We start from the raw sequence: 21375 nt of genomic DNA on the forward strand, positions 1-21375 counted from the left end.
GGTTCACTGAAAACTAGTTACCAAAATCAAATCTGGTACTAAGGTGAAATGTATTACACATCTCAGATAACCGCTATCGCTGAAAGCTATGAAATAGAAAAATCATATTGAGCAAACGAGCTTGAAGACATGCTCCCGAAGCCCCTCCCTCCTTTCAAAAGCAGATAGAAAGTATAGACATCCCTTTCCAAAAAAAAGGAAAACTTATGAGTAAACAAGCAATTGAACGCTTAAATGAGGCATTGAATCGTCTGCTCGCAGGAACCCAAAAAAGAGTCAAAGCAACAGGCGGAATCACGCTAAACAAAATAAATAATGAAGCAGGGTATGGACGCAGCTACATTCACAAATTCAAACCTTTCATTGACAATGTTGCTCAACCAGCCATAGACGAATACAACAAAGCTCTAGAATGGCTAGAATGGCTAGAATGGCTAGAATGCCTAGACGCTCAGAATAATGATGAGGTTAATACCTCATCAATTGCTACGTCAATATCCCCGGAAGATAAATGGAGAAATAAGTGTAAGGACGAAGAGAAACTTAAAAAAAAATACTATGCACAAGTTGCAGAGCTTAAAGCCAAAGTTGATAAGCTTGAAACTATCAACAACACCCTCATGTATCGAGTTTATGAGCTTCAAGACACCGTAAGCGTCGAGGTGGCAGCCATAAAAGGTGTGAAATAAAATGGTGAATTCTCACTTTTGACTTAGTTTAGGGCATAATAGGTGTGAAAATCAAAACTGCCTATATCTTCAAGGGTTTCTCACTATTCAGAACAATAGATGTGTGAAGGTGGCCGAAGGTTTGGACTTACCGGGAGAGCTGTTAGAAAACTTGGTGATCACTAAAATACCTTTTGCTGTTCCGACTTCCCCCGTCGAGCAAGCGCATGCAGAATATATTGAAAAACGGGGAGGAAACTCTTTTATGCAAATTACCGTGCCAGAGGCCAGCAAAAAGCTGATTCAAGCAGTGGGTAGATTGCTGCGTAAAGAAAGAGATTCTGGTAGAGTCGTCATCCTTGACCGACGCATTGTGTCCAAACGCTATGGCAAGTCACTACTCGACTCTTTGCCACCCTTTAAACGAAATATCGAATATTAATTAAGGCTTCAAGTTTGCGCCTTTTTATCCAATAACTTAGGGCCTATTTTATTCATGGAACTTGTTGAACCAACCATGTTGGTTGTATTAGCACTCGTCGCCTTTGTGGCGGGGTTTATTGATGCTGTCGCAGGCGGGGGCGGCATGCTAACCGTACCTGCATTGCTGTCTATTGGTCTACCACCACACATTGCATTGGGTACTAATAAGCTAGCCGCTACCTTTGCTTCATCGACCGCAGCTTTCACCTACTACCGCAAAAAGCTATTCCAACCTCGCTGCTGGCTACGAGCCTTTGTGGCGACGTTTATTGGCGCGGTTATTGGCACCTTTGCGGTTGATGCCATTAGTACTGATTGGCTACAAAAAGTGCTACCACTGATTATCTTGGCGGCAGCGGTTTATACGATTTGGCATAAAACGCCAGATGCGAAGCAAAATGTCAGCCCGCAACCTTGCCCGACTTTGCATAAGAAACAATATATTCAAGGCGTAACACTAGGGTTTTATGACGGCCTTGCCGGCCCAGGGACGGGGGCATTCTGGACCGTTAGTTCAATGGCTTTGTATCGACTGAATATATTACTTGCTTCTGGGTTGGCAAAGGCGATGAATTTCACCAGTAACCTTACCTCATTGGTGACTTTTGCTATATTGGGCCATATCGATTGGGTTTTAGGCCTAACCATGGGGGTTTGCTTAATGGCTGGAGCATTTGTTGGCGCACATTCCGCCATTCGCTTTGGGGCTAAATTTATTCGCCCTGTATTTGTTAGCGTGGTCAGTGTTCTCGCGCTTAAACTCGCCTATGACGCATGGTTTGTCACCTTATGAATCATTTTTCAAAGCTTAAGACCTTAATCGACGAGCTTAAACAGCAGGCTGCGCAAGTTGACCGTTCTCGCGGTGAACATCACCACGTTTTATTCGATGAGCGACTGTTTCGTTGCAAAGCTCATTTATTAGTACCTTGTGTGCTGGAAACACAGTCGACTTATGATTCCATCATGCGCGAGCAAGAAACGAATCGTTTAACAAGCCAACGCGCCGAATACCTGACCGAACGTTTACTGGCCCAAATTTCAGCGATACAAAGAGAAATCTCTACCCTATCAATTAGAAAAAGCGAACCCAAACATAGTAGCTACTACCGAAAACCAATTAATGCCTTATATCAAGAGCTTGCACAGCACCAAGAGTGGGAGCGACGTTTGATGGATATGGTCAGAGATAAAGAACTTAGTTTGCGACAAGCCTCTGCCTTTAATCAGCAACAAGCACAACAGGCATTGATAACCGCCGAGCAACGCCTTAAACGCTGCCAAGAAGCAAAAGCAAAAATTGAAAAACAAATCACCTTCAGAGAGAAAAACCAATAACATGGACTCAGCTTTAGACACCGCACCCGCAGAGGTTAAGCTCGCCGTTGACCTCATTTATTTGCTTGAAAGCAATGAAATCGCGCCAGAGATAGCACTAGCTGCCATGCAAATCGTACAACAAGATTTATTGCGTAAGATTGAAGCAAATAAAAATTGAGGAGCGAGAACTCGCTCCTTTTAGCTTAATGTGCTTAACGCTAAACTTTGAATTGCCCAACCAATTGCTGCTGCTTAGCAGAAAGCGCACTGATCTGAGAGCCGACCGATTCTGACTCACCGGCTCTTTCGAGTATTTGCGCACTTAAATCACGAATATTCGATAAGTTTTGGTTAACCTCCCCTGACACCGCTTGCTGCTCTTCAGCCGCTTTCACTATCTGGCTGTTCATGTCATTAATGGCAGAGATTGACTCAAAAACTGTACTTAACTCGGCAACCGCTTTCTGCACTTGATCAGCCGTACCATTTGCCAATTCATTACCTTGCTGGATAACCTCGACGACCCCTTTCGTGCCTTGCTGCACCTTTTCGATAACTTGGCGGATCTCTCCGACCGAATCTTGAGTACGTTGCGCTAAGTTACGTACTTCATCAGCAACCACTGCAAAACCTCGTCCCTGATCTCCAGCGCGAGCCGCTTCAATTGCCGCGTTTAAAGCGAGCAAGTTGGTTTGCTCTGAAATACCTTCAATGACCGTTAAAATTTCGGTGATATTGGCATTGTTGCGTGCGAGTTCTTCTACGACCGGAACCGCATCGCTCATCCGTACCACAAGCTTATGCATTTCAGCTTCAGAGGCGCGAATCACCTCCTGACCAACCAATGCTGAATTATTGGCTTGAGAAGCCGCATTAACCGCAGCTTCAGCATTTTGCACCACAAGACTGGCCGTTTGCGTCATCTCTTCAGAGGCGGTAGCGACTAAATCCATCTCTTTAAACTGAGACTCGCTACTACTGCGTGTTTGTACAGCTGCGTTGCGTGCTTGATCTGTCGTTTGAGCCACTTGATTAGCCGTTTCGATCACTTGTTGAATGATCGACTGCAATTTATCTAAGAATTGATTAAACCCATTTGCCAGTTGGCCAATTTCATCTTGTGACGTCACCACAAGACGTTGAGTTAAATCCCCTTCTCCTGAACCAATATCTTGTAAACGTAATGCTACTTCTCTAATTGGTTTTACTATTTTAGCGGCACTTAACGCAATAACACCTAAACCAAGTAACACTAAAATAGTACCCACCAGCAGTTCAGTTTGAACGCCCCTCTCTACTTGCTGAGTAATGATTTGATCGAGTTGACTCGCATCTGCCAATACACTCGCTTTAGGCATTTCAAATATCACTCCCCACGTTTGGTTAGCAACATTAATTGGAGCAAAAACAGTTAGCCATTGACCATCCTCACTCCATTTCGCCTGTACCTTTTGGCTAGCGCGAAACTCTTGCATTTCCCGAGCCGTCAAAACAGCGCTAGATAATGGTTTACCTAATGTGAGCGATGAATCATCACTCGCGATCAACGAGCCTTCTGCGCTGGTAATGAATACTTTGCCGTTACCTTCAAAGAGACTGCGGTCAGAACCTAAAGCAATATCAACTAATGGAGTGAGTGTTAGGTCAATACCAAAAAACCCTATCGGCAAGCCGTCGATCAAAATAGGCACAGATATTGAAGAAGAGAGAAAGGAACCATCGTCATTTTGAATCATTCTTGGCGAGGAAATGCAGGTTTCGGCATTAGATAATGGACAAGCAAATCGTTCGCTCTCTTTCACATCTTTTAACGCTTGTTCACTTAATACATTGGCAACAACATTTTCACCATTAGCTGCCGTTAGCCAATAGGCTGCAAACCGACCAATTTCATTTGAACCTACATAAGCAGCATTTTCATAGTTTGCGTCTTCCCCGTCGAGCATATCGGGCTTAAATACAAGGTAAGCTCCTTGAATACTTGAAAAACCCACAACTGACTTGCGCACCATTTCATCAAGTGCCGTACGTAGCACTTCACTTTCACCAAAGTTCTCTTCGGTATTGGTTTTAAAAAACAGGGCATTCGCTGCCAGCATTTCTGCTCTAAACATCGCCTCATTTAGGTATTCCGACACTTCGGTTGCATTGAGTAATGCACGTGTCTGCAGCAGTTGTTGTGACTTAATGGTTACTGAGTCGGAACTTTGCTGCTTAATAATATGCTGGTTATTAACGGCGTTATAAACCGAGAAACCAATGAGTGATAGTGAAGTGATCAACAAGCAAAAGCCTGCCAAAAGTGTAATTTTCCACTGAACCGATAGTGTTCGCATACAACATCCCTATGTTTGCGTCAGCTTAATTTTTTAAAGAGTGAATGATTCAACTAAATTAGACCATATTCACCCAAGAGATCAATCGTAAGTTTATAAAAATGTTAACAGAAAACTCAGGAGCCACTTACCTGTTTACTATATGCACTGTTTACTAGGTTTTCATCTTGTCCTCACGTTTCTAAATGGTAACATCTTCTTTAACAGACCAACGAAAGGATCAGCAATGAAAGTCATTAGTTTTAACATCAATGGGTTGAGAGCACGCTTGCATCAGCTACAAGCTATCATCGATAAACATCAACCTGATGTTATTGGTCTCCAAGAGATCAAAGTTCATGATGAAGCCTTTCCAATTGAAGATGTCGAAGCGATGGGCTACCACGTTTATTTTCATGGTCAGAAGGCGCACTATGGTGTTGCTATGCTATGCAAAAAGCAGCCAATTTCTGTTCAAAAAGGTTTTCCTACCGATAATGAAGACCATCAAAAACGAATGATCATCGCGACATTTGAAGATAATTCAGGTGAAAAAGTAACGATATTAAACGGCTATTTCCCACAAGGCGACAATATTGCCCATGAAACCAAATACCCATACAAGCGCCAGTTTTACCAAGACTTAATGGGTTATTTGACGGAATATCACTCTCCAAGTGAGCAAATCATTGTGATGGGCGATATTAATATCAGCCCTATTGATTTAGACATAGGTATTGGTGAACCAAACCGTAAGCGTTGGTTGAAAACTGGCAAATGTTCTTTTCAACCGGAAGAGCGCGAATGGTTAAAAACACTTAAAGACTGGGGGTTGATTGATACCTTCCGTCAATTGCACCCAGAAACTAACGACCAATTCTCATGGTTTGATTACCGTTCTCGAGGTTTTGATGATAATAGAGGTCTGCGTATCGATGTGATTCTTGCCACCTCGAGCTTAGCAGCCAAATGCCAAGAGTCCGGCATTGATTACGAGCTAAGGGGCATTGAAAAACCGTCTGACCACGCCCCTATCTGGTCTACTTTTTCCTAAATCATCATCAGAAGAGCGCTCGAAGCGCTCTTTTTCATTCATTAAACCTTAATTAACTGAGCGGTCTTAAATATGCCAAAAAGCGTTTTTCTGCCTGCTTGAAACAAAACAAAATAATAAACGTGAGGCCCATATAAAACAGCCCCGCCGTAAGAAATGATTCAAAAGGCGCGTAGTAGCGCGAATTGACTAAACGTGCAGCACCGGTCAAATCCATGATGGTCACAATACCTGCGACCGCAGAACCATGTAGCATGAATACCACTTCATTACTGTAGGCGGGTAAAGCACGGCGCAGTGCACTAGGTAAAATGATTCGACGGTACGTTTTCCAGGTGCTCATGCCATATGCTTTTGCCGCTTCCACTTCACCTTTAGGTAAACCGTTAATCGCACCGCGGATAATTTCTGCGGTATAAGCTGATGTATTTAATATAAATGCCACCAGTGCGCAGAACCATGCATTTTCCCACAGGGTATCCTTCACTGGGAAGAACTGATCCATGCCGTAATAGATGAGATAAAGCTGAACCAATAAAGGTGTTCCACGGAAAAAGTAGGTATAACCCCAAGCAGGCATACTAATAAAGTAATTATGGCTGTTTCTAGCCACGGCTAATGGTATGGCCACACTCAAACCAATAATCAATGACAATGCTACCAGCCAAACCGTTGTCCACAACCCACTAAAATAGATAGGTAGACTTTGAGTAATAAGGGAAAAGTCCATATTTACCTCGTGTGAATGCTGAACTTGCGTTCAACCAATTTGAGTAGGCCGGTTGATACACTGGTAAAGAAAAGGAATATCACTGAGACAGCCATATAAAAAGTGAACGGCATTTTCGTCGAACCAGCGGCTAATGAACTGACCCGGACCATATCTTCCAATCCAATAATGGAAACAAGCGCCGTCGTTTTAAGCAGAACTAACCAGTTGTTACCGAACCCTGGCAAGGCGTGGCGGACCATTTGAGGTAGCAAAATGCGTCTAAATGCCAAAATAGAACTCATGCCATACGCTTTAGCTGCTTCTAACTCGCCTTTATCAACTGCCATAATTGCACCGCGGAAGGTTTCAGCCATATAGGCACCGAAAATAAAACCGATTGTCAGTATCCCTGCGACGAACGGGCTGACATCAATGTAGTCTGGTAGGTAAGAAGTCCATTCATGGCTTGGATCGCTTGCCATAAACCAATTGTTTAACCACTCGTTAATTGAATAAAGGCTATTATTCAACAGAATTTGACCACCAAAGAAAATAAGCATCATCAATACGAGGTCGGGGATACCACGAATAATCGTCGTATACAGAGTCGCGATCGCCCTTGCCCAACGATATGGTGCAAGCTTTGCCAACGCTCCGAGCATGCCAAGTATCACTGCCAATATCAAAGATAGAACGGCCACTTCTATGGTTAATACCGCCCCTTTAAATATCGAGGCTTCATATCCTTGTAAATCCAACATAATTCGTTCCTAGTCCCTGAGGAATCTAGCTGCTGGGTACTTCTGGAACTAGGCGCCAGCAGCTAGGAATTGGTGAAGAAAAAGCTATCGCTTATTCACCATAAACATCATAGTTAAAGTATTTAGCTGCAATTGTGCTGTAAACGCCTTTGTCACGTAAAGATTGGATTGCCGCATCAAGTTTTTTGGTCAATTCTTTGTCTTGTTTACGAACAGCAATACCCATTCCATCACCAAACCACTTAGCGTCAGTGAGTGATGGGCCAACAAATTCATACGCCTCGCCACCCGCTTTATTGATCACGCCTTCTTCTAATGCAGAAGCATCACCCAATACAGCAGCAATACGGCCGTTAGCTAGGTCAAGGTAGGCTTCATCAAATGAACCATAACGAACAATTTCAACCGCATCACCGTAGTTATCTGTTAGATATTTATCGTGTGTAGTTGCACGTTGCACACCAATTTTAACGCCTTTTAAACCTTCTTTAGAAAAGTCGAGGTTTGCACCTTTCTTCGCAATAAACTTGTTAGGGATTTGTGCGTATTTACCAGTAAAATCGACCTTTTTCTTACGCTCTTCAGTAATGGACATTGCCGCAATGATAGCGTCGTATTTACGAGCAAGTAGTGACGGAATAATCCCATCCCAATCTTGTGGCACAATCTTACATTCGACTTGCATCTCTTGACATAAAGCATTAGCCATATCTACATCAAACCCTTTCAAAGAGCCGTCTGCTTCAGTCCAACTAAATGGAGGATAAGCACCCTCGATACCAAAGCGAACCGTTTTCCATTCTTTCGCTTGAGCCATACCCGTCATTGCGCTAGCAGCAACAGCTGCAACTAATAACCACTTTTTCATTTCCATACTCCTGTGATTGAAATATTACTTTTTTGATAATGTTGTGTTGCTTTAATTAATTGTGGCGGTAAAAGTAACAGCCACAAAAGTGACCATACCAACTAATAGATTGAAGAAATAAATTGCTTGAGTCTTTCAGACTCAGGAGCCGTGAACAATTTTGCCGGGTTACCCTGTTCTTCAACTCGTCCTTGGTGTAGGAACATCACATGGTTGGAGACATCACGTGCGAAAGCCATTTCATGCGTAACAACCAACATAGTACGGCCTTCTTCTGCCAAGTCTCTCATAACCCCTAATACCTCACCGACCAGTTCAGGATCTAAGGCTGATGTTGGTTCGTCAAACAGCATAACTTCTGGCTCAACAGCAAGTGCTCTTGCAATTGCCGCACGTTGCTGCTGACCACCTGATAAGTGTCCTGGATAATAGTCTTTGCGCTCATACAAGCCTACTTTTTTGAGTAGTAACTCTGCATTTTCTAAAGCTTGAGCTTTAGGCACACCAAGGACATGAACAGGTGCTTCAATGACATTTTCTAAAACTGTCATATGAGACCAGAGGTTGAATCCTTGAAAAACCATCGCTAAGCGAGAACGAATTCGCTGTACTTGCTTTTCATTAGCAGGAGAAGATTCTCCTTGACGATTTTTCTTCATCTGAATGAGTTCACCATCCACCCAAATTTCTCCAGACGTTGGTGTCTCGAGTAAGTTGATGCATCGGAGAAAGGTACTCTTACCGGAACCTGAAGAACCAATTATCGAAATAACATCGCCTTTATGCGCTTCTAGTGATATGCCTTTAAGTACTTCGTTTTGCCCAAAAGTTTTGTGCAGTTCTTTAATATTCAGCGCGGGTACATCATTCATGCGCTTAACTCCCTGTATTTTCCACTGCTAGAGTATTCCAACTCTTGTTTTCGATACAAACTAGCATTCACACCAGAAACATGCAACAAATTATTAACCTGCAAATAAGGGATATTTAGTTATATTATGTGACTATATATTCATATTTTAGCCAATACTTCTTTATATGACGCATATAAATGGCACAACAAAGAGTTAACGGGCAATGTATTTTATTAACAAAGTTGTAAAGAAAAGCATTCTCTCTATTTATAAATCATACATATAGACACATAAAATTTTGTGACAAAATGCCATGACTATTAATTTATACAACATCACAATCTGAAAAAATCTTTCATGGTTTTTTGTGCTAAGCGCCCGATTTTATTGGGTTGACGTAGTTTTCTTTCACAATTATTCGTAAAGTGATCAAGATCAATCACGCTGTAGATTAAGCACGTTAAACTCGCCAACAAAGATAAGGCCATAAAAATGACCAAATTTTCTTTTTTAGTTGATACTGTTCAAGCACGTACAAAATGTGCAGCATATTCAATTAAAGCGTTACCGCAACGTGCGGATTACTAGCGATTCATTACGAATTACTAACTTTTTAAAATATGAGGAATCTATGTCAGACGCAGTGAAAAATACTCACTCTGATTCGGATATCGAGAGCAAAAGCTATCGTGAGCTACACCGACCAGCATCTGAGTTTGCAAGCCGTTCAGATTATTTAGATCATGAACTGCAAATCATGAAACCACGCCGCTTTGGTCTAAACCTTCCTGGTCGTGATTTCCGTTTTGAACTCGAAGATCTTGTTCCTGCGCTTGCAGGTACCATCGGCATTATCGCGATGTACTCAGCAGTAATGATGTCTTGGGCTCAAGGCCTAACCGAGGCATGGGACCACGTAAACCTTGGCAAAGAGTTTGCTATTGAAGTCGCTCGTGTGGAAATGCTTATTCCAGCACTCCTTTTCTGTATCATTTCTTCTGGTTTCTTAAATCCACGCGCAAACCTTGCCGGTAACCACGGTCCAATGATCCCACTCATCGGTACGATTGCATTGGCGGGTGCTCACCCACTTGCTCTAGCGATTTTGATCGGTGTTTTCGGCTTGATTCTGAGCTTTCTGAAAGGGGGTTCAAAACTAGTCAACCTTACCTCGGAAGGTACAGCGGGTGGCTTGCTGATATTCCTTGGTTTAACTGGTACCATGAGCCAAATTAGCTCTATCCAAGATTGGGCTACAGGTCTGCAATCTGCGGATGTCGCAGCTGGCAGCATGGGTTACGTTGGTCTTATCGTTCTCGGTATAACCGTTGGTATTTACGCATACCTAGCAAAAGTTAACAAACGTTGGTTAGCAATTCCTGTTTGTGCGTTCACTGGTCTGGCTATCGCTTTAGTACTTGGCGCAGGCTTCGATATCAAATTTGAAACTCAAATGGGCCTACCAAATCTAAATCCTGTGTACTGGTGGGGTTCAACTTCTGAAGGTTGGATGCTAGGTTTGCCAAACCTTGAGCACTTCATTGCTTCTCTTCCTTTTGCGATTTTAGCCGTAGCAATGTGGTCACCAGATTTCTTAGGTCACCGTATTTTCCAAGAACTTAACTACCCGAAAAAGACTGAAAAAGTATTAATGGACGTTGATGACACAATGACTATGTGTTCTGTACGTCAAATGGTTGGTACTGCGGTTGGTGGTGGTAACATCACTTCTTCTTGGGGTACTTACATGATCCCTGCTGCGATTGCTAAACGTCCTATCCCAGCGGGAGCAATTTTGCTCGGTTCATTATGTATCATTGTTGCGGTACTTGGCTTCCCTATGGATGTTGCGGTATGGCCACCAGTAATGCGTGTTGCACTTTTAGTGGGTGTATCTCTACCGCTTCTAGAAGCCGGTATGCAAATGGTTCGTGACACAAAAGATTCACAGGCGGCTGGTATCTGTATCTTTGCTTCTATCGTCACCAACCCAGTGCTTGCTTGGGCATTAACAATGTTCTTAGATAACAACGGCCTTATCGGTGATAAAGAGCGTGCGTCTCGACTATCGTTTGCCGATAAAATTATCATCCCTGTCGGAGTGTTTATCATCTGCTTGGTTGCTATGCTTGCTGTCGGTATGTTAGAAAGTCAATATGGTCTGAAAGCTTGGCTATAATGAACTAATACAGATTTGGGTAGTGTCAAAAGCACTACCCAAACTTTATTTTAATTTTTTAACTTTTATTGATTTAGTTTAAGTTTTGCAAAAAAATTTTAGTTTACTATTGTAAACAAGTTAGGGAATCACAATATCTATATTCAGATGATTGAATAGTATGTATATAGATATTGTTATTAATAAGTGTACTGCTCCCTTCGGGGATAACTGGCTCAACAGTGAAGACAGTACGTGTTTTTTCTACTAAAAAGGTAGGTATGTCATGGCAGAGCAATTTGCTAAAGCTTGGGAAGGTTTTGCTGCAGGTGAGTGGCAAAATGAAGTTAACGTTCGTGATTTCATTCAAAAGAACTATACGCCGTATGAAGGCGATGAATCTTTCCTAGTTTCTGAAGGTACTGAAGCAACTAACAAGCTTTGGGCTAAAGTAATGGAAGGTATTAAAATTGAGAACTCAACTCACGCTCCTGTTGATTTCGACACTTCTGTTATCTCTACCATCACTGCTCACGATGCAGGCTACATCGAAAAAGATCTTGAAACTATCGTAGGTCTACAAACTGAAAAACCACTTAAGCGCGCTATCATCCCTAATGGTGGTATCCGCATGGTTGAAGGTTCTTGTAAAGCATACGATCGCGAACTTGATCCAATGGTTTCAAAAATCTATACAGAATACCGCAAAACACACAATGCTGGTGTTTTCGATATCTACACTCCTGATATCCTAGCATGTCGTAAGTCTGGTGTTCTAACTGGTCTTCCTGATGCATACGGTCGTGGTCGTATCATCGGTGACTACCGTCGCGTTGCGCTATACGGTATCGACCGTCTAATGAAAGATAAACTAGCTCAATTTACTTCTCTTCAAGAGAAATTTGAGAATGGTGAAGATCTTCAAATGACAATGCAACTTCGTGAAGAAATTGCAGAGCAACACCGTGCTCTTGGCCAAATCAAAAAAATGGCTGCTAAATATGGTTTTGATATTTCTGAGCCAGCACAAACTGCACAAGAAGCTATTCAATGGACTTACTTCGGCTACCTAGCAGCAGTTAAGTCTCAAAACGGTGCAGCAATGTCTCTAGGTCGTACTTCGACTTTCCTAGATATCTACATCGAGCGCGATATTGCTGCAGGCAAAATTACTGAAGCACAAGCTCAAGAAATGATCGACCACTTCGTAATGAAGCTACGTATGGTTCGTTTCCTACGTACTCCTGAATACGATGAGTTATTCTCTGGTGACCCAATCTGGGCAACAGAATCTATGGGTGGTATGGGTCTTGACGGTCGTACGCTTGTTACGCGTTCTAACTTCCGTTTCCTAAACAGCCTATATACTATGGGTCCTTCTCCAGAGCCAAACATCACTGTTCTTTGGTCTGAGCAACTACCTGACGGCTTCAAACGTTTCTGTGCAAAAGTATCTATCGATACTTCTTCTATCCAGTACGAAAACGACGATCTAATGCGCCCAGACATGAACTCTGATGACTACGCAATTGCTTGTTGTGTATCGCCAATGGTTGTTGGTAAGCAAATGCAGTTCTTCGGTGCTCGTGCTAACCTTGCTAAAACTATGCTTTATACCATCAATGGCGGTATTGATGAGAAGCTTAAAATCCAAGTTGGTCCTAAGATGGACAAGATTGCTGGCGAATATCTTGACTACAACGAATTGTGGGACAAGATGGACCACTTCATGGACTGGTTGGCAAAACAATACGTGACTGCACTAAACAGCATTCACTTTATGCACGACAAATACAGCTACGAAGCTTCACTAATGGCTCTACATGACCGCGATGTTATTCGTACTATGGCATGTGGTATTGCAGGTCTATCTGTTGCAGCTGACTCACTTTCAGCAATTAAATACGCGAAAGTTAAACCAATTCGTGATGAAGACGGTCTAGCCATCGATTTTGAAATCGAAGGCGATTACCCTAAATTTGGTAACAACGATCCTCGCGTTGATGACATCGCTTGTGAACTTGTTAGCGTATTTATGGGCAAAATCCGTAAACTGAATACATACCGTAATGCAATCCCAACGCAATCTATCCTTACTATCACTTCAAACGTGGTATACGGTAAGAAAACAGGTAACACTCCTGATGGTCGTCGCGCTGGTACTCCATTTGCACCGGGTGCAAACCCAATGCACGGTCGTGATGAAAAAGGTGCTGTAGCATCATTGACTTCAGTAGCGAAACTACCGTTTGCTGATGCTCAAGATGGTATCTCTTACACCTTCTCTATCGTTCCAAATGCGCTGGGCAAAGAAGAAAGCAGCCAACGTGCTAACCTTGCAGGTCTAATGGATGGTTACTTCCACCATGAAGCTGGCATTGAAGGTGGTCAACACCTAAATGTGAACGTTCTTAACCGCGAAACTCTAGAAGACGCTGTTAAGCACCCAGAGAAGTACCCTCAATTAACTATCCGTGTATCAGGTTACGCTGTTCGCTTTAACTCGCTAACTGCTGAGCAACAAGCCGACGTAATCGCACGTACTTTCACTGAATCTCTATAATTCAGCTGATTAAATAGCTAGATAGTTTAAACCCCACTCATTGAGTGGGGTTTTTATTTATAACGACCAACCAACGGCACAATTCAACCTATTTTATATAAATGTAACCTTCTGCACATTTATGCCTCTTCTATCCTAGGTTTATCCACTTAATTCGTTCTTTTTCCTGTAGTATTTAGCTTAATCTCCATTCGACAGTATTTGTATGAAGTTATTTTACATATTACCTTTAGCTTTGCTGAGTGCTTCAGCTTTCGCGTCGCAAAACTCTACACTCTCTCTAAACATAGATAACGACGGTGTATTTGGCGTCGATCGCGACTACACCAATGGCTTATTTTTAACCTATACCTCTGGATCCATTACACCTTATTGGTGGGCAAAGCCGCTCAGCCTGTCTGCATGGGGCGCCTCTTCTCTGGATAAGTGGGAAATCAGCATCGCTAACAAAATGTGGACACCTTCAGATATCACTCTCGAAAAACCAGAACCGAATGAACGCCCCTATGCTGGTTTTCTTTATGCTGAATTCAATTACATCAGTCTGCATCCTCAACAAGCATCTCGGTTTAATCTCACCCTCGGTACAACAGGCGAGTCTTCTCTTTCCGAAAAGGCTCAGAAAATAGTTCATGGGATCACTAAATCCGATGATCCTAATGGCTGGGCATATCAAGTCGAAGATCAAGTCGCTGGCAGTGTTGGATACCTTTCGCATTTCAAACTGGCGCGCTATCGCAGCTACTTCGGCACGGAACTGGAGTTTTCAAATGTTTCAGAAGCCAATATTGGTAATTTTCGCAGTGATGTATCCACCGGTTTTATGATGCGTTGGGGTGCTGACCTTGCTAACAATTTTGGTAGCGCACAAATTGATGCAGAAAACCCTTTTTATTCAGGGATGATAGGCGCTTCAAATTCTGGATGGTTTTTGTTTGCAGGACTCGAAGGCCGATACCGTTTTAATGATGTGACTATTGAAGGGGATAGACCTCTAAATGGCCTAGAATATGACCCACAGTACTACCAAGTCAATGTAGAGCATGTCCAGGCAACAGCAGTCGCGGGCGCTGCATGGTACATAAAACACTTTGGTGCCAGTTTGTCTTTTACTGCAAATACCTCTGAATACGAAGAAGACAAAAATTCCATCCACGGTGTGGGCAGCCTTTCATTTTTTGCCTTCTTCTGATCGGTTAGATTGTAAACCTCTGGCAGTCTGCATTTAAGCTGCTAGAGCGTTTATCAACAATTTGACTCGTTGCTCTGAGCTGCTCATTATTTTCCTCAAGTGATTTCATCGCGCTAGATATTTGAGTCATACTATCGGCCATGGAATGACTCGTCGTGGCCAGTTCGCGAATAGAAGCAAAGATAACTTCTGTTTGGTGAGCCGCGTCATCCGCTTTTTGGGTGATTTGTGAAATAGCCTGTATCGCGGCATTGCCTTTTTCTTGACCACTCAACATAGATTGCTCTGATTGGCTAATATAGTTAATCACTTCTGAACTTTCTTTTTTCATTGTTTCAATCGTATCTGAAATTTCAGCAACCGCGTCAACCGTTCTTACCGCTAAACTTCTCACTTCATCGGCCACTACGGCAAAACCACGGCCTTGTTCACCTGCTCTTGCTGCTTCGATAGCAGCGTTAAGTGCCAACAAATTGGTTTGCTCAGCAATTCCATTAATGATGTCCATCACCGAATCAACTTTAGCAGAAGCTTGTTCTAATTGATGAATATGCCCTGCGGCTGCACTCAAAATTTGCCCTACATCTTTTAACGAATTAATAGCGGCAGAAATAACCTGCCCCCCTTCTTCTGCCGTTTGCATCGACGATTTACTAATATCAGCAACAAACTCTAATGAGTTCGAGACTTCCTGGGTAGTCACACTCACTTCTTCTGTGGCAGACGCCAATAGCTGAGTTTGCTCTATTACATCTGATTGATTATTGGCTAAGTTATCTAAGCCCATGTTGAGCTCAGCAGCGTTATCCGATAGCGTATCACTGCTTTGCTGAACACCGCTAACTAATTGCCCAAGATTCTCGCAACTTTGATTAATGGCTATCGCCAGTTGATTAAATTCATCCTTAGCGTTTGTTGTAACCAGCATCCGTTGCGACAAATCACCTTGAGAAATGCTTTTCAATACTTGAATGGTTTGAGTTAATGAACGAGTCAATGAAAGATTCAACGTGACAAAAATAGAGATAGTCAAAACAGCCAAAACTGCGCAAGCCCCCAGCACCGACCACTGGGTTTGGGCTGCCGATTTACGAGCCGATTGCTGATATTGAAGACTTAATGAGGCTAATTTAGTTGATATATCTTGGATGACCTTTTTCGCTTGGTTTTCGCTCAAGATAAGATTACCTTCCATCACCCCAACCTGTTGAGAAAGCTGACTAACACGTAAAAAAGTATCTTTGAACTGGTCTAATTCTTGTTCGTAAAGATCAAGCATGGCATATGAGTTCGAGACATTTTTAAACCCAGCCATGGAGCGATTGAATAACTTTAAATTCTGCTCATTAGGCTGTAATAAGTAGTTTTGTTGTGCTTTGACCATCACCTGAAAATCAGAGTTAATAGTCACCATGCCGGTTTCTTCGATTTTTTTCTCAATAGTCGCGGCTAAACGCTTCAACTCACCGAGCTTACCCTCGTCGACATTAAATCCTAGCTCAGACTTCAACTCTAACCAAGGACGTAAAGCGGCATCAAATTGAGTTACCGCTCCCTTTAACAAGGTGCCTTCTTGGCGTAATTTTGATAACTCTAGAAAACGGGCATTACTCTCCACATCTTTCATTAGTTGATTCAGTTTTTCGAGCGCAGATGAGACTTGATTACCATTCAAATCGTTAAGCTCAGAAGCAAGAGATAGCAAACTAGCTTGAGTGCTGTAGATTTTTAGAGAACCCGATGCTATCTCACTACTACGTTGATTCTGCTCATTCATAGCAGACAAGCTTTGTGAAGTATAAAATCCGAGCGAAAGAAATCCGATGCATAATATAACGATAAATAACGTTATTTTTTGTTTTTGAGAAAAATTAAGCGTACCCATAAAGCAATCCTTACTAACAGCGCGGCGTTAAATTCAACCATAAGGTCTATTAAAGTTATTGTTATAAAAATATTATTCATAACAATTCTATAACAGAATGCAGAGTTAGGAGCGATGTTTTTCAACTATAGAACTATTTTCAAGTCCACATTTCTCGCTAGCTCTATTTAATCCCCACTATTTGTAATAAAATAACGGTTAAATTACCTATTCGAGATGAGCTCATGTCAACAACTGGTCGTATTCATTCCTTCGAATCTTGTGGCACTGTCGATGGCCCCGGAATCCGCTTCATTGTTTTTATGCAGGGTTGCTTAATGCGCTGTATGTATTGCCATAACCGTGATACATGGGATACGCATGGCGGCAAAGAAGTCTCCGTCGAAGAGATCATCAACGAAGCAAAATCTTATCGTCACTTTATGAATGCCTCTGGTGGCGGTATCACCTGTTCAGGTGGTGAAGCCATGCTTCAGCCGGAATTCGTCAGAGATTTATTTAGAGCTGCGCAAGCGGAAGGCATTCATACATGCCTTGATACCAATGGCTATATTCGCAAACATACCGATGTTATTGACGAAGTACTTGATGCTACCGACCTAGTGATGTTGGACATCAAACACATGAAAGATGAGATACACCACGACTTCATTGGCGTATCCAATAAACGCACCCTCGATTTTGCTCGCTACTTACACACTATTGGCAAAAAAACCTGGCTTCGCTACGTCATTGTTCCAGGCTACACCGATGATGATGAAGCCGCTCATATGTTGGGTGATTTCATTAAAGATATGGATAATATTGAAAAAATCGAGTTGCTACCATATCACAAACTTGGTGCTCATAAGTGGGAAGCCATGGGTATGGAATATCCACTTGAGGGAGTTAATCCTCCCTCGAAAGAAACCATGGATAAAATCGTATCGATCCTTGAGCAGTATCACTCAAACGTAAAATATTGATTTAAAATCACCGTTATTTCGTAAAAAATACCAGCTTAGTGCTGGTATTTTTATAGGAAGGTTATTGTGCAGCTAGAAGAATTAGCAACGCTCTTTATCGTACTGACTGCAAGTTTAACAGCCATCTATGATGTACAGCATGTATTTGGGCCGAAATTTCGTTCAGACAAATCTTTTCAGCACCTTACTTATTTTGTGATTTTTGCTCTATTTCTTTTGTGGTCTGCACAAGCCGGTATCAAAGACGGGCTGCATATTCACTTTCTAGGCCTAACAACATTAACCATGATGTTTGGTTGGCGATGCGCCTTTGCCATGACAATTCCGGTGACATTTGCTCTCGCAGTTGTTGGAAAATTAGCTTTCTTAGATATTCCCGAATACCTGCTGCTATCATCCCTAATACCAATTTTGCTCAGTTACAGCATATTTGCCTTGAGCTATCACTACTTTCCACGCAACATTTTTGTCTTCATTTTTATCGCAGGTTTTTTTAATGGAGCCATGACAGGAAGCCTACACCTTGCCATAAATACCGCTTATCAATTGATGTTGGGCCACTATGATTGGCAAGTCATCAAGGACAATTATCTCATCTTTGTTCCACTACTAGCCTTTCCAGAAGGGCTGTTAAATGGCATGTCACTGGCCATCCTATCCGTATTTAAACCAGAGTGGTTAAGAGTATTTTCAGACCGCGCTTATATCTATAATCACTTACATAAAAGTGAGTAAAAAATGGTTATCTTTTACACTAACCATATTGAATCCGTGTTGAGATCATGTTTCATTATCGATAATTCCTGTTAACCTTAGTCCATCAAAATAAAACATTAAATTTAGTGAGGCCAACTCCATGGAAATGACCAATGCTCAACGCTTGATTCTTTCAAACCAATATTTTTTGATGTCGCAGATGGATCCCAACAACGCGAATAAATACAAACGTCTGCAAACCATTGTTGAACGCGGCTACGAATTACAAATGAGAGAGCTAAACAAAGAATTTGGTTGTCTGACCGAAGCTGAATGTCGCGAAGTTATTGATATCTTGGAGATGTATCATGCCATGCAAGAGTCACACAAGATGCTTGCAGATTGCGATGGAAAAGAGGTCGATCAACGTCGCCTTCAGTTCTTAGGTTTCGATATCGCAAGAGAAGCTCAACTAGTTCATTACGTACGCTTCCTAGTTGATTCTGAAGGTTTGTATAAGCAGTTCGATAAAGCTGACCACCATTTCAATAGCCAGATGCCAATGCTCGATAAATATCGTCGTATGTTAACAACTTGGCGTAACTGCCCACGTCAATATCATCTATCAGCCGCTGAGTTTAAGCAGATCTTCAACGCTTAACGCTCACCAAAGTTTTATTTTAAAGGCGCATAAATGCGCCTTTTTGCGTATTTACCCCTTCCAACAATTAAATCTAACGTTCATCTTTTGTATAGAGCCTTTGATATTCATGAAATAAATACCTTAGCCTCAGACTCGCTATTTACATCACGAATTGTAAATAAATACATAATTGTTAAGCAAAATTGCCAAAGTAGAACTAACCTTATGTGGTAAAGGAATTGTGTTTTTAAGCGGTGTTGTCAGTTAGACAGTTTTCAGAGGGGAATTCACTATGAGTATTTTTGACCACTTTCAGGCACGCTACGAGGCAGCCAAGGATGAAGAGCTTTCACTGCAAGAGTTTCTAGCACTATGTAAAGAAGATAAAAGTGCTTATGCCAATGCTGCTGAACGTCTCTTAATGGCGATAGGTGAACCAGAGCTGATTGATACAGCTAAGCACCCACGCCTTAGTCGTATTTTTTCAAACCGAGTCATTTCACGCTACAAAACTTTTGAAGATTTTTACGGCATGGAAGAAGCCATCGAGCAGATTGTCTCTTACTTAAAACATGCCGCTCAAGGTTTAGAAGAACGTAAACAGATTCTCTATTTACTTGGCCCTGTTGGCGGTGGTAAATCTTCACTTGCAGAAAAGCTGAAAGCTTTAATCCAACAAATGCCTATCTATGTTTTATCTGCTGATGGCGCACGCAGCCCTGTCAACGACCATCCATTCTGCTTGTTTGATGTCAACGAAGATGGCGAACTTCTCAAACAGGAATATGGCATCGAAAAACGTTATCTGCGTTCAATCATGTCACCATGGGCAGCGAAACGTCTGCATGAATTTGGTGGCGATATTTCCAAATTCAAAGTGGTTAAAGTAAAGCCATCGATTCTAGACCAAATAGCCGTTGCCAAAACTGAACCTGGAGATGAAAACAACCAAGATATTTCATCGCTCGTCGGTAAAGTTGATATCCGAAAATTGGAACATTTCTCGCAGGATGACCCCGACGCCTACAGCTACTCCGGCGCGTTATGTAAAGCAAACCAAGGTGTCATGGAGTTTGTAGAAATGTTCAAAGCACCGTTGAAGGTGCTACACCCACTATTAACCGCAACCCAAGAGGGTAACTACAACGGTACGGAAGGTCTGTCTGCATTGCCATTCGATGGCATGATCCTCGCTCACTCAAATGAATCTGAATGGCAAACATTTAGAAACAACAAGAACAATGAAGCCTTCCTCGACCGTGTATATATCGTGAAAGTACCTTATTGCTTGCGCGTTTCAGAAGAAGTTAAGATCTATCAAAAACTGCTCGAACACAGCGAACTATCCAAGGCTCCTTGTTCACCAAGCACACTAGATCTCTTGAGTCAGTTCAGTATTTTATCTCGCTTAAAAGCACCAGAGAATTCTTCTCTATTCTCTAAAATGCGAGTTTATGATGGAGAAACGCTCAAAGATACTGATCCTAAAGCGAAAAGCTATCAAGAATACCGTGACTATGCGGGTGTCGACGAAGGCATGTCAGGATTATCAACTCGTTTTGCGTTCAAAATTTTATCGCGCGTATTTAACTTTGACCAAACGGAAGTGGCCGCTAACCCTGTGCATTTGTTCTACGTCATTGAACAGCAAATTGAACGAGAACAGTTCCCACAAGAAACCGCTGAACGTTACCTCGAGTTTTTAAAAGGCTACTTAGTCCCACGTTATGTCGAGTTTATTGGCAAAGAAATTCAAACCGCCTATTTAGAATCCTATTCTGAGTATGGACAAAATATCTTTGACCGTTACGTCACCTATGCCGACTTCTGGATTCAAGATCAAGAATACCGAGATCCAGAAACAGGTCAGTTATTTGACCGTTCCTCTCTCAACAATGAACTAGAGAAAATCGAAAAAACAGCCGGTATCAGTAACCCCAAAGATTTCCGTAATGAAATCGTAAACTTTGTACTGCGTGCGAAAGCCAACAACAATGGTAAGAACCCAGTTTGGACAAGCTACGAAAAATTGCGCACGGTTATTGAGAAAAAAATGTTCTCCAATACAGAGGAACTGCTTCCTGTAATCTCCTTTAATACCAAAACGTCTTCAGATGATCAGAAAAAACACGATGATTTTGTCGCTCGTATGATGGAAAAAGGTTACACAGAGAAACAAGTAAGGCTGTTGTCTGAATGGTATTTACGCGTACGTAAGTCCTCTTAACTTCAGCAGGC

Annotated in this window: 18 protein-coding genes and 1 pseudogene; 13 read left to right on the forward strand and 6 right to left on the reverse strand. The window is 42.1% G+C overall.

From position 1 onward, the window contains the following. The first annotated feature begins 206 nt into the window (after window positions 1-206). The 5 genes and pseudogenes from EYW48_RS11520 to rsmS all read left to right on the forward strand — a co-directional run bounded on the left by EYW48_RS11520 (window position 207) and on the right by rsmS (window position 2649). A complete protein-coding gene (locus tag EYW48_RS11520; protein ID WP_277432443.1) occupies window positions 207-689 on the forward strand; it encodes a hypothetical protein in 483 nt (160 codons plus the stop codon). A 112-nt stretch (window positions 690-801) separates the two neighbouring features. Then, window positions 802-1110 (forward strand): annotated as a pseudogene (locus EYW48_RS11525) (helicase C-terminal domain-containing protein); the annotation flags it as partial. Between the two features lie 54 nt (window positions 1111-1164). Next, a complete protein-coding gene (locus tag EYW48_RS11530) occupies window positions 1165-1944 on the forward strand; it encodes a TSUP family transporter (protein ID WP_274671502.1) in 780 nt (259 codons plus the stop codon). After that, on the forward strand, window positions 1941-2489 hold the full coding sequence (locus EYW48_RS11535; RefSeq protein ID WP_261917885.1) for a primosomal replication protein: 549 nt from the start codon (window positions 1941-1943) through the stop codon (window positions 2487-2489). Before EYW48_RS11530 ends, EYW48_RS11535 begins: the two co-directional genes overlap by 4 nt. Window position 2490: 1 nt before the next feature. Continuing rightward, window positions 2491-2649: a pleiotropic regulatory protein RsmS gene (gene rsmS / locus EYW48_RS11540; protein ID WP_053310070.1), complete on the forward strand. Its 159-nt coding sequence runs from the start codon at window positions 2491-2493 to the stop codon at window positions 2647-2649. A gap of 40 nt (window positions 2650-2689) precedes the next feature. On the opposite strand, the gene EYW48_RS11545 is transcribed toward rsmS, so the two are convergent. After that, window positions 2690-4807: a methyl-accepting chemotaxis protein gene (locus tag EYW48_RS11545; RefSeq protein ID WP_277432444.1), complete on the reverse strand. Its 2118-nt coding sequence runs from the start codon at window positions 4805-4807 to the stop codon at window positions 2690-2692. A 226-nt stretch (window positions 4808-5033) separates the two neighbouring features. Between EYW48_RS11545 and xthA the strand changes: the two genes are divergently transcribed. Beyond that, a complete protein-coding gene (gene xthA, locus EYW48_RS11550) occupies window positions 5034-5840 on the forward strand; it encodes an exodeoxyribonuclease III (protein WP_053310072.1) in 807 nt (268 codons plus the stop codon). 52 nt (window positions 5841-5892) lie between these two features. Here the strand turns inward: xthA and EYW48_RS11555 are convergent, their stop codons facing one another. From EYW48_RS11555 to EYW48_RS11570, 4 genes are all read right to left on the reverse strand, one after another. Next, complete coding sequence (locus EYW48_RS11555; RefSeq protein WP_168522640.1) at window positions 5893-6570, reverse strand: ABC transporter permease; 678 nt, start codon at window positions 6568-6570, stop codon at window positions 5893-5895. Window positions 6571-6572: 2 nt separating this feature from the next. Beyond that, window positions 6573-7313 (reverse strand): ABC transporter permease, encoded by a 741-nt coding sequence (locus tag EYW48_RS11560; RefSeq protein WP_053310074.1) that lies wholly within the window; start codon window positions 7311-7313, stop codon window positions 6573-6575. Window positions 7314-7404: 91 nt separating this feature from the next. Beyond that, entirely contained in the window at window positions 7405-8181 is a 777-nt protein-coding gene (locus tag EYW48_RS11565; RefSeq protein WP_168522643.1) for an ABC transporter substrate-binding protein, read from the reverse strand. Between the two features lie 101 nt (window positions 8182-8282). Then, entirely contained in the window at window positions 8283-9053 is a 771-nt protein-coding gene (locus EYW48_RS11570; protein ID WP_053310076.1) for an ATP-binding cassette domain-containing protein, read from the reverse strand. Between the two features lie 613 nt (window positions 9054-9666). Between EYW48_RS11570 and EYW48_RS11575 the strand changes: the two genes are divergently transcribed. The 3 genes from EYW48_RS11575 (at window position 9667) to EYW48_RS11585 (ending at window position 14948) form a co-directional block, all read left to right on the forward strand. Next, a complete protein-coding gene (locus EYW48_RS11575) occupies window positions 9667-11214 on the forward strand; it encodes a DUF3360 family protein (protein WP_053310077.1) in 1548 nt (515 codons plus the stop codon). A gap of 265 nt (window positions 11215-11479) precedes the next feature. Then, complete coding sequence (gene pflB / locus EYW48_RS11580) at window positions 11480-13756, forward strand: formate C-acetyltransferase (RefSeq protein WP_168522647.1); 2277 nt, start codon at window positions 11480-11482, stop codon at window positions 13754-13756. Window positions 13757-13961: 205 nt separating this feature from the next. Then, window positions 13962-14948, forward strand: coding sequence for a lipid A-modifier LpxR family protein (locus EYW48_RS11585; protein WP_176246959.1), 987 nt, complete (start codon window positions 13962-13964; stop codon window positions 14946-14948). Between the two features lie 4 nt (window positions 14949-14952). Here the strand turns inward: EYW48_RS11585 and EYW48_RS11590 are convergent, their stop codons facing one another. After that, the gene (locus EYW48_RS11590) at window positions 14953-16833 is read right to left on the reverse strand and encodes a methyl-accepting chemotaxis protein (protein WP_277432445.1); all 1881 of its coding nucleotides are present in this window, start codon (window positions 16831-16833) and stop codon (window positions 14953-14955) included. A 224-nt stretch (window positions 16834-17057) separates the two neighbouring features. Here EYW48_RS11590 and pflA point away from each other — a divergent pair, with 224 nt between their 5' ends. The 4 genes from pflA (at window position 17058) to EYW48_RS11610 (ending at window position 21364) form a co-directional block, all read left to right on the forward strand. Next, the gene (gene pflA, locus EYW48_RS11595; protein ID WP_053310081.1) at window positions 17058-17798 is read left to right on the forward strand and encodes a pyruvate formate lyase 1-activating protein; all 741 of its coding nucleotides are present in this window, start codon (window positions 17058-17060) and stop codon (window positions 17796-17798) included. 96 nt (window positions 17799-17894) lie between these two features. Beyond that, the gene (locus tag EYW48_RS11600) at window positions 17895-18533 is read left to right on the forward strand and encodes an energy-coupling factor ABC transporter permease (protein WP_241772857.1); all 639 of its coding nucleotides are present in this window, start codon (window positions 17895-17897) and stop codon (window positions 18531-18533) included. A gap of 121 nt (window positions 18534-18654) precedes the next feature. After that, window positions 18655-19155, forward strand: a complete 501-nt coding sequence (locus tag EYW48_RS11605; RefSeq protein WP_053310083.1) for a YfbU family protein — start codon at window positions 18655-18657, stop codon at window positions 19153-19155. A 274-nt stretch (window positions 19156-19429) separates the two neighbouring features. Further along, the gene (locus EYW48_RS11610) at window positions 19430-21364 is read left to right on the forward strand and encodes a PrkA family serine protein kinase (protein WP_053310084.1); all 1935 of its coding nucleotides are present in this window, start codon (window positions 19430-19432) and stop codon (window positions 21362-21364) included. The last annotated feature ends 11 nt before the right edge of the window (window positions 21365-21375 follow it).

The organism is Vibrio sp. 1180_3 (assembly GCF_029478545.1).
GTDB classification, from domain to species: Bacteria; Pseudomonadota; Gammaproteobacteria; order Enterobacterales; family Vibrionaceae; genus Vibrio; species Vibrio aestuarianus.

Coding starts and splice junctions, on each gene's coding strand:
- EYW48_RS11575 (WP_053310077.1), top strand. CDS start 9,667: ATGTCAGACGCAGTGAAAAATACTCACTCTGATTCGGATATCGAGAGC.
- xthA (WP_053310072.1), top strand. CDS start 5,034: ATGAAAGTCATTAGTTTTAACATCAATGGGTTGAGAGCACGCTTGCAT.
- EYW48_RS11555 (WP_168522640.1), bottom strand. CDS start 6,570: ATGGACTTTTCCCTTATTACTCAAAGTCTACCTATCTATTTTAGTGGG.
- pflA (WP_053310081.1), top strand. CDS start 17,058: ATGTCAACAACTGGTCGTATTCATTCCTTCGAATCTTGTGGCACTGTC.
- EYW48_RS11590 (WP_277432445.1), bottom strand. CDS start 16,833: ATGGGTACGCTTAATTTTTCTCAAAAACAAAAAATAACGTTATTTATC.
- pflB (WP_168522647.1), top strand. CDS start 11,480: ATGGCAGAGCAATTTGCTAAAGCTTGGGAAGGTTTTGCTGCAGGTGAG.
- EYW48_RS11560 (WP_053310074.1), bottom strand. CDS start 7,313: ATGTTGGATTTACAAGGATATGAAGCCTCGATATTTAAAGGGGCGGTA.
- EYW48_RS11570 (WP_053310076.1), bottom strand. CDS start 9,053: ATGAATGATGTACCCGCGCTGAATATTAAAGAACTGCACAAAACTTTT.
- rsmS (WP_053310070.1), top strand. CDS start 2,491: ATGGACTCAGCTTTAGACACCGCACCCGCAGAGGTTAAGCTCGCCGTT.
- EYW48_RS11520 (WP_277432443.1), top strand. CDS start 207: ATGAGTAAACAAGCAATTGAACGCTTAAATGAGGCATTGAATCGTCTG.
- EYW48_RS11535 (WP_261917885.1), top strand. CDS start 1,941: ATGAATCATTTTTCAAAGCTTAAGACCTTAATCGACGAGCTTAAACAG.
- EYW48_RS11565 (WP_168522643.1), bottom strand. CDS start 8,181: ATGAAAAAGTGGTTATTAGTTGCAGCTGTTGCTGCTAGCGCAATGACG.
- EYW48_RS11610 (WP_053310084.1), top strand. CDS start 19,430: ATGAGTATTTTTGACCACTTTCAGGCACGCTACGAGGCAGCCAAGGAT.
- EYW48_RS11605 (WP_053310083.1), top strand. CDS start 18,655: ATGGAAATGACCAATGCTCAACGCTTGATTCTTTCAAACCAATATTTT.
- EYW48_RS11530 (WP_274671502.1), top strand. CDS start 1,165: ATGGAACTTGTTGAACCAACCATGTTGGTTGTATTAGCACTCGTCGCC.
- EYW48_RS11585 (WP_176246959.1), top strand. CDS start 13,962: ATGAAGTTATTTTACATATTACCTTTAGCTTTGCTGAGTGCTTCAGCT.
- EYW48_RS11545 (WP_277432444.1), bottom strand. CDS start 4,807: ATGCGAACACTATCGGTTCAGTGGAAAATTACACTTTTGGCAGGCTTT.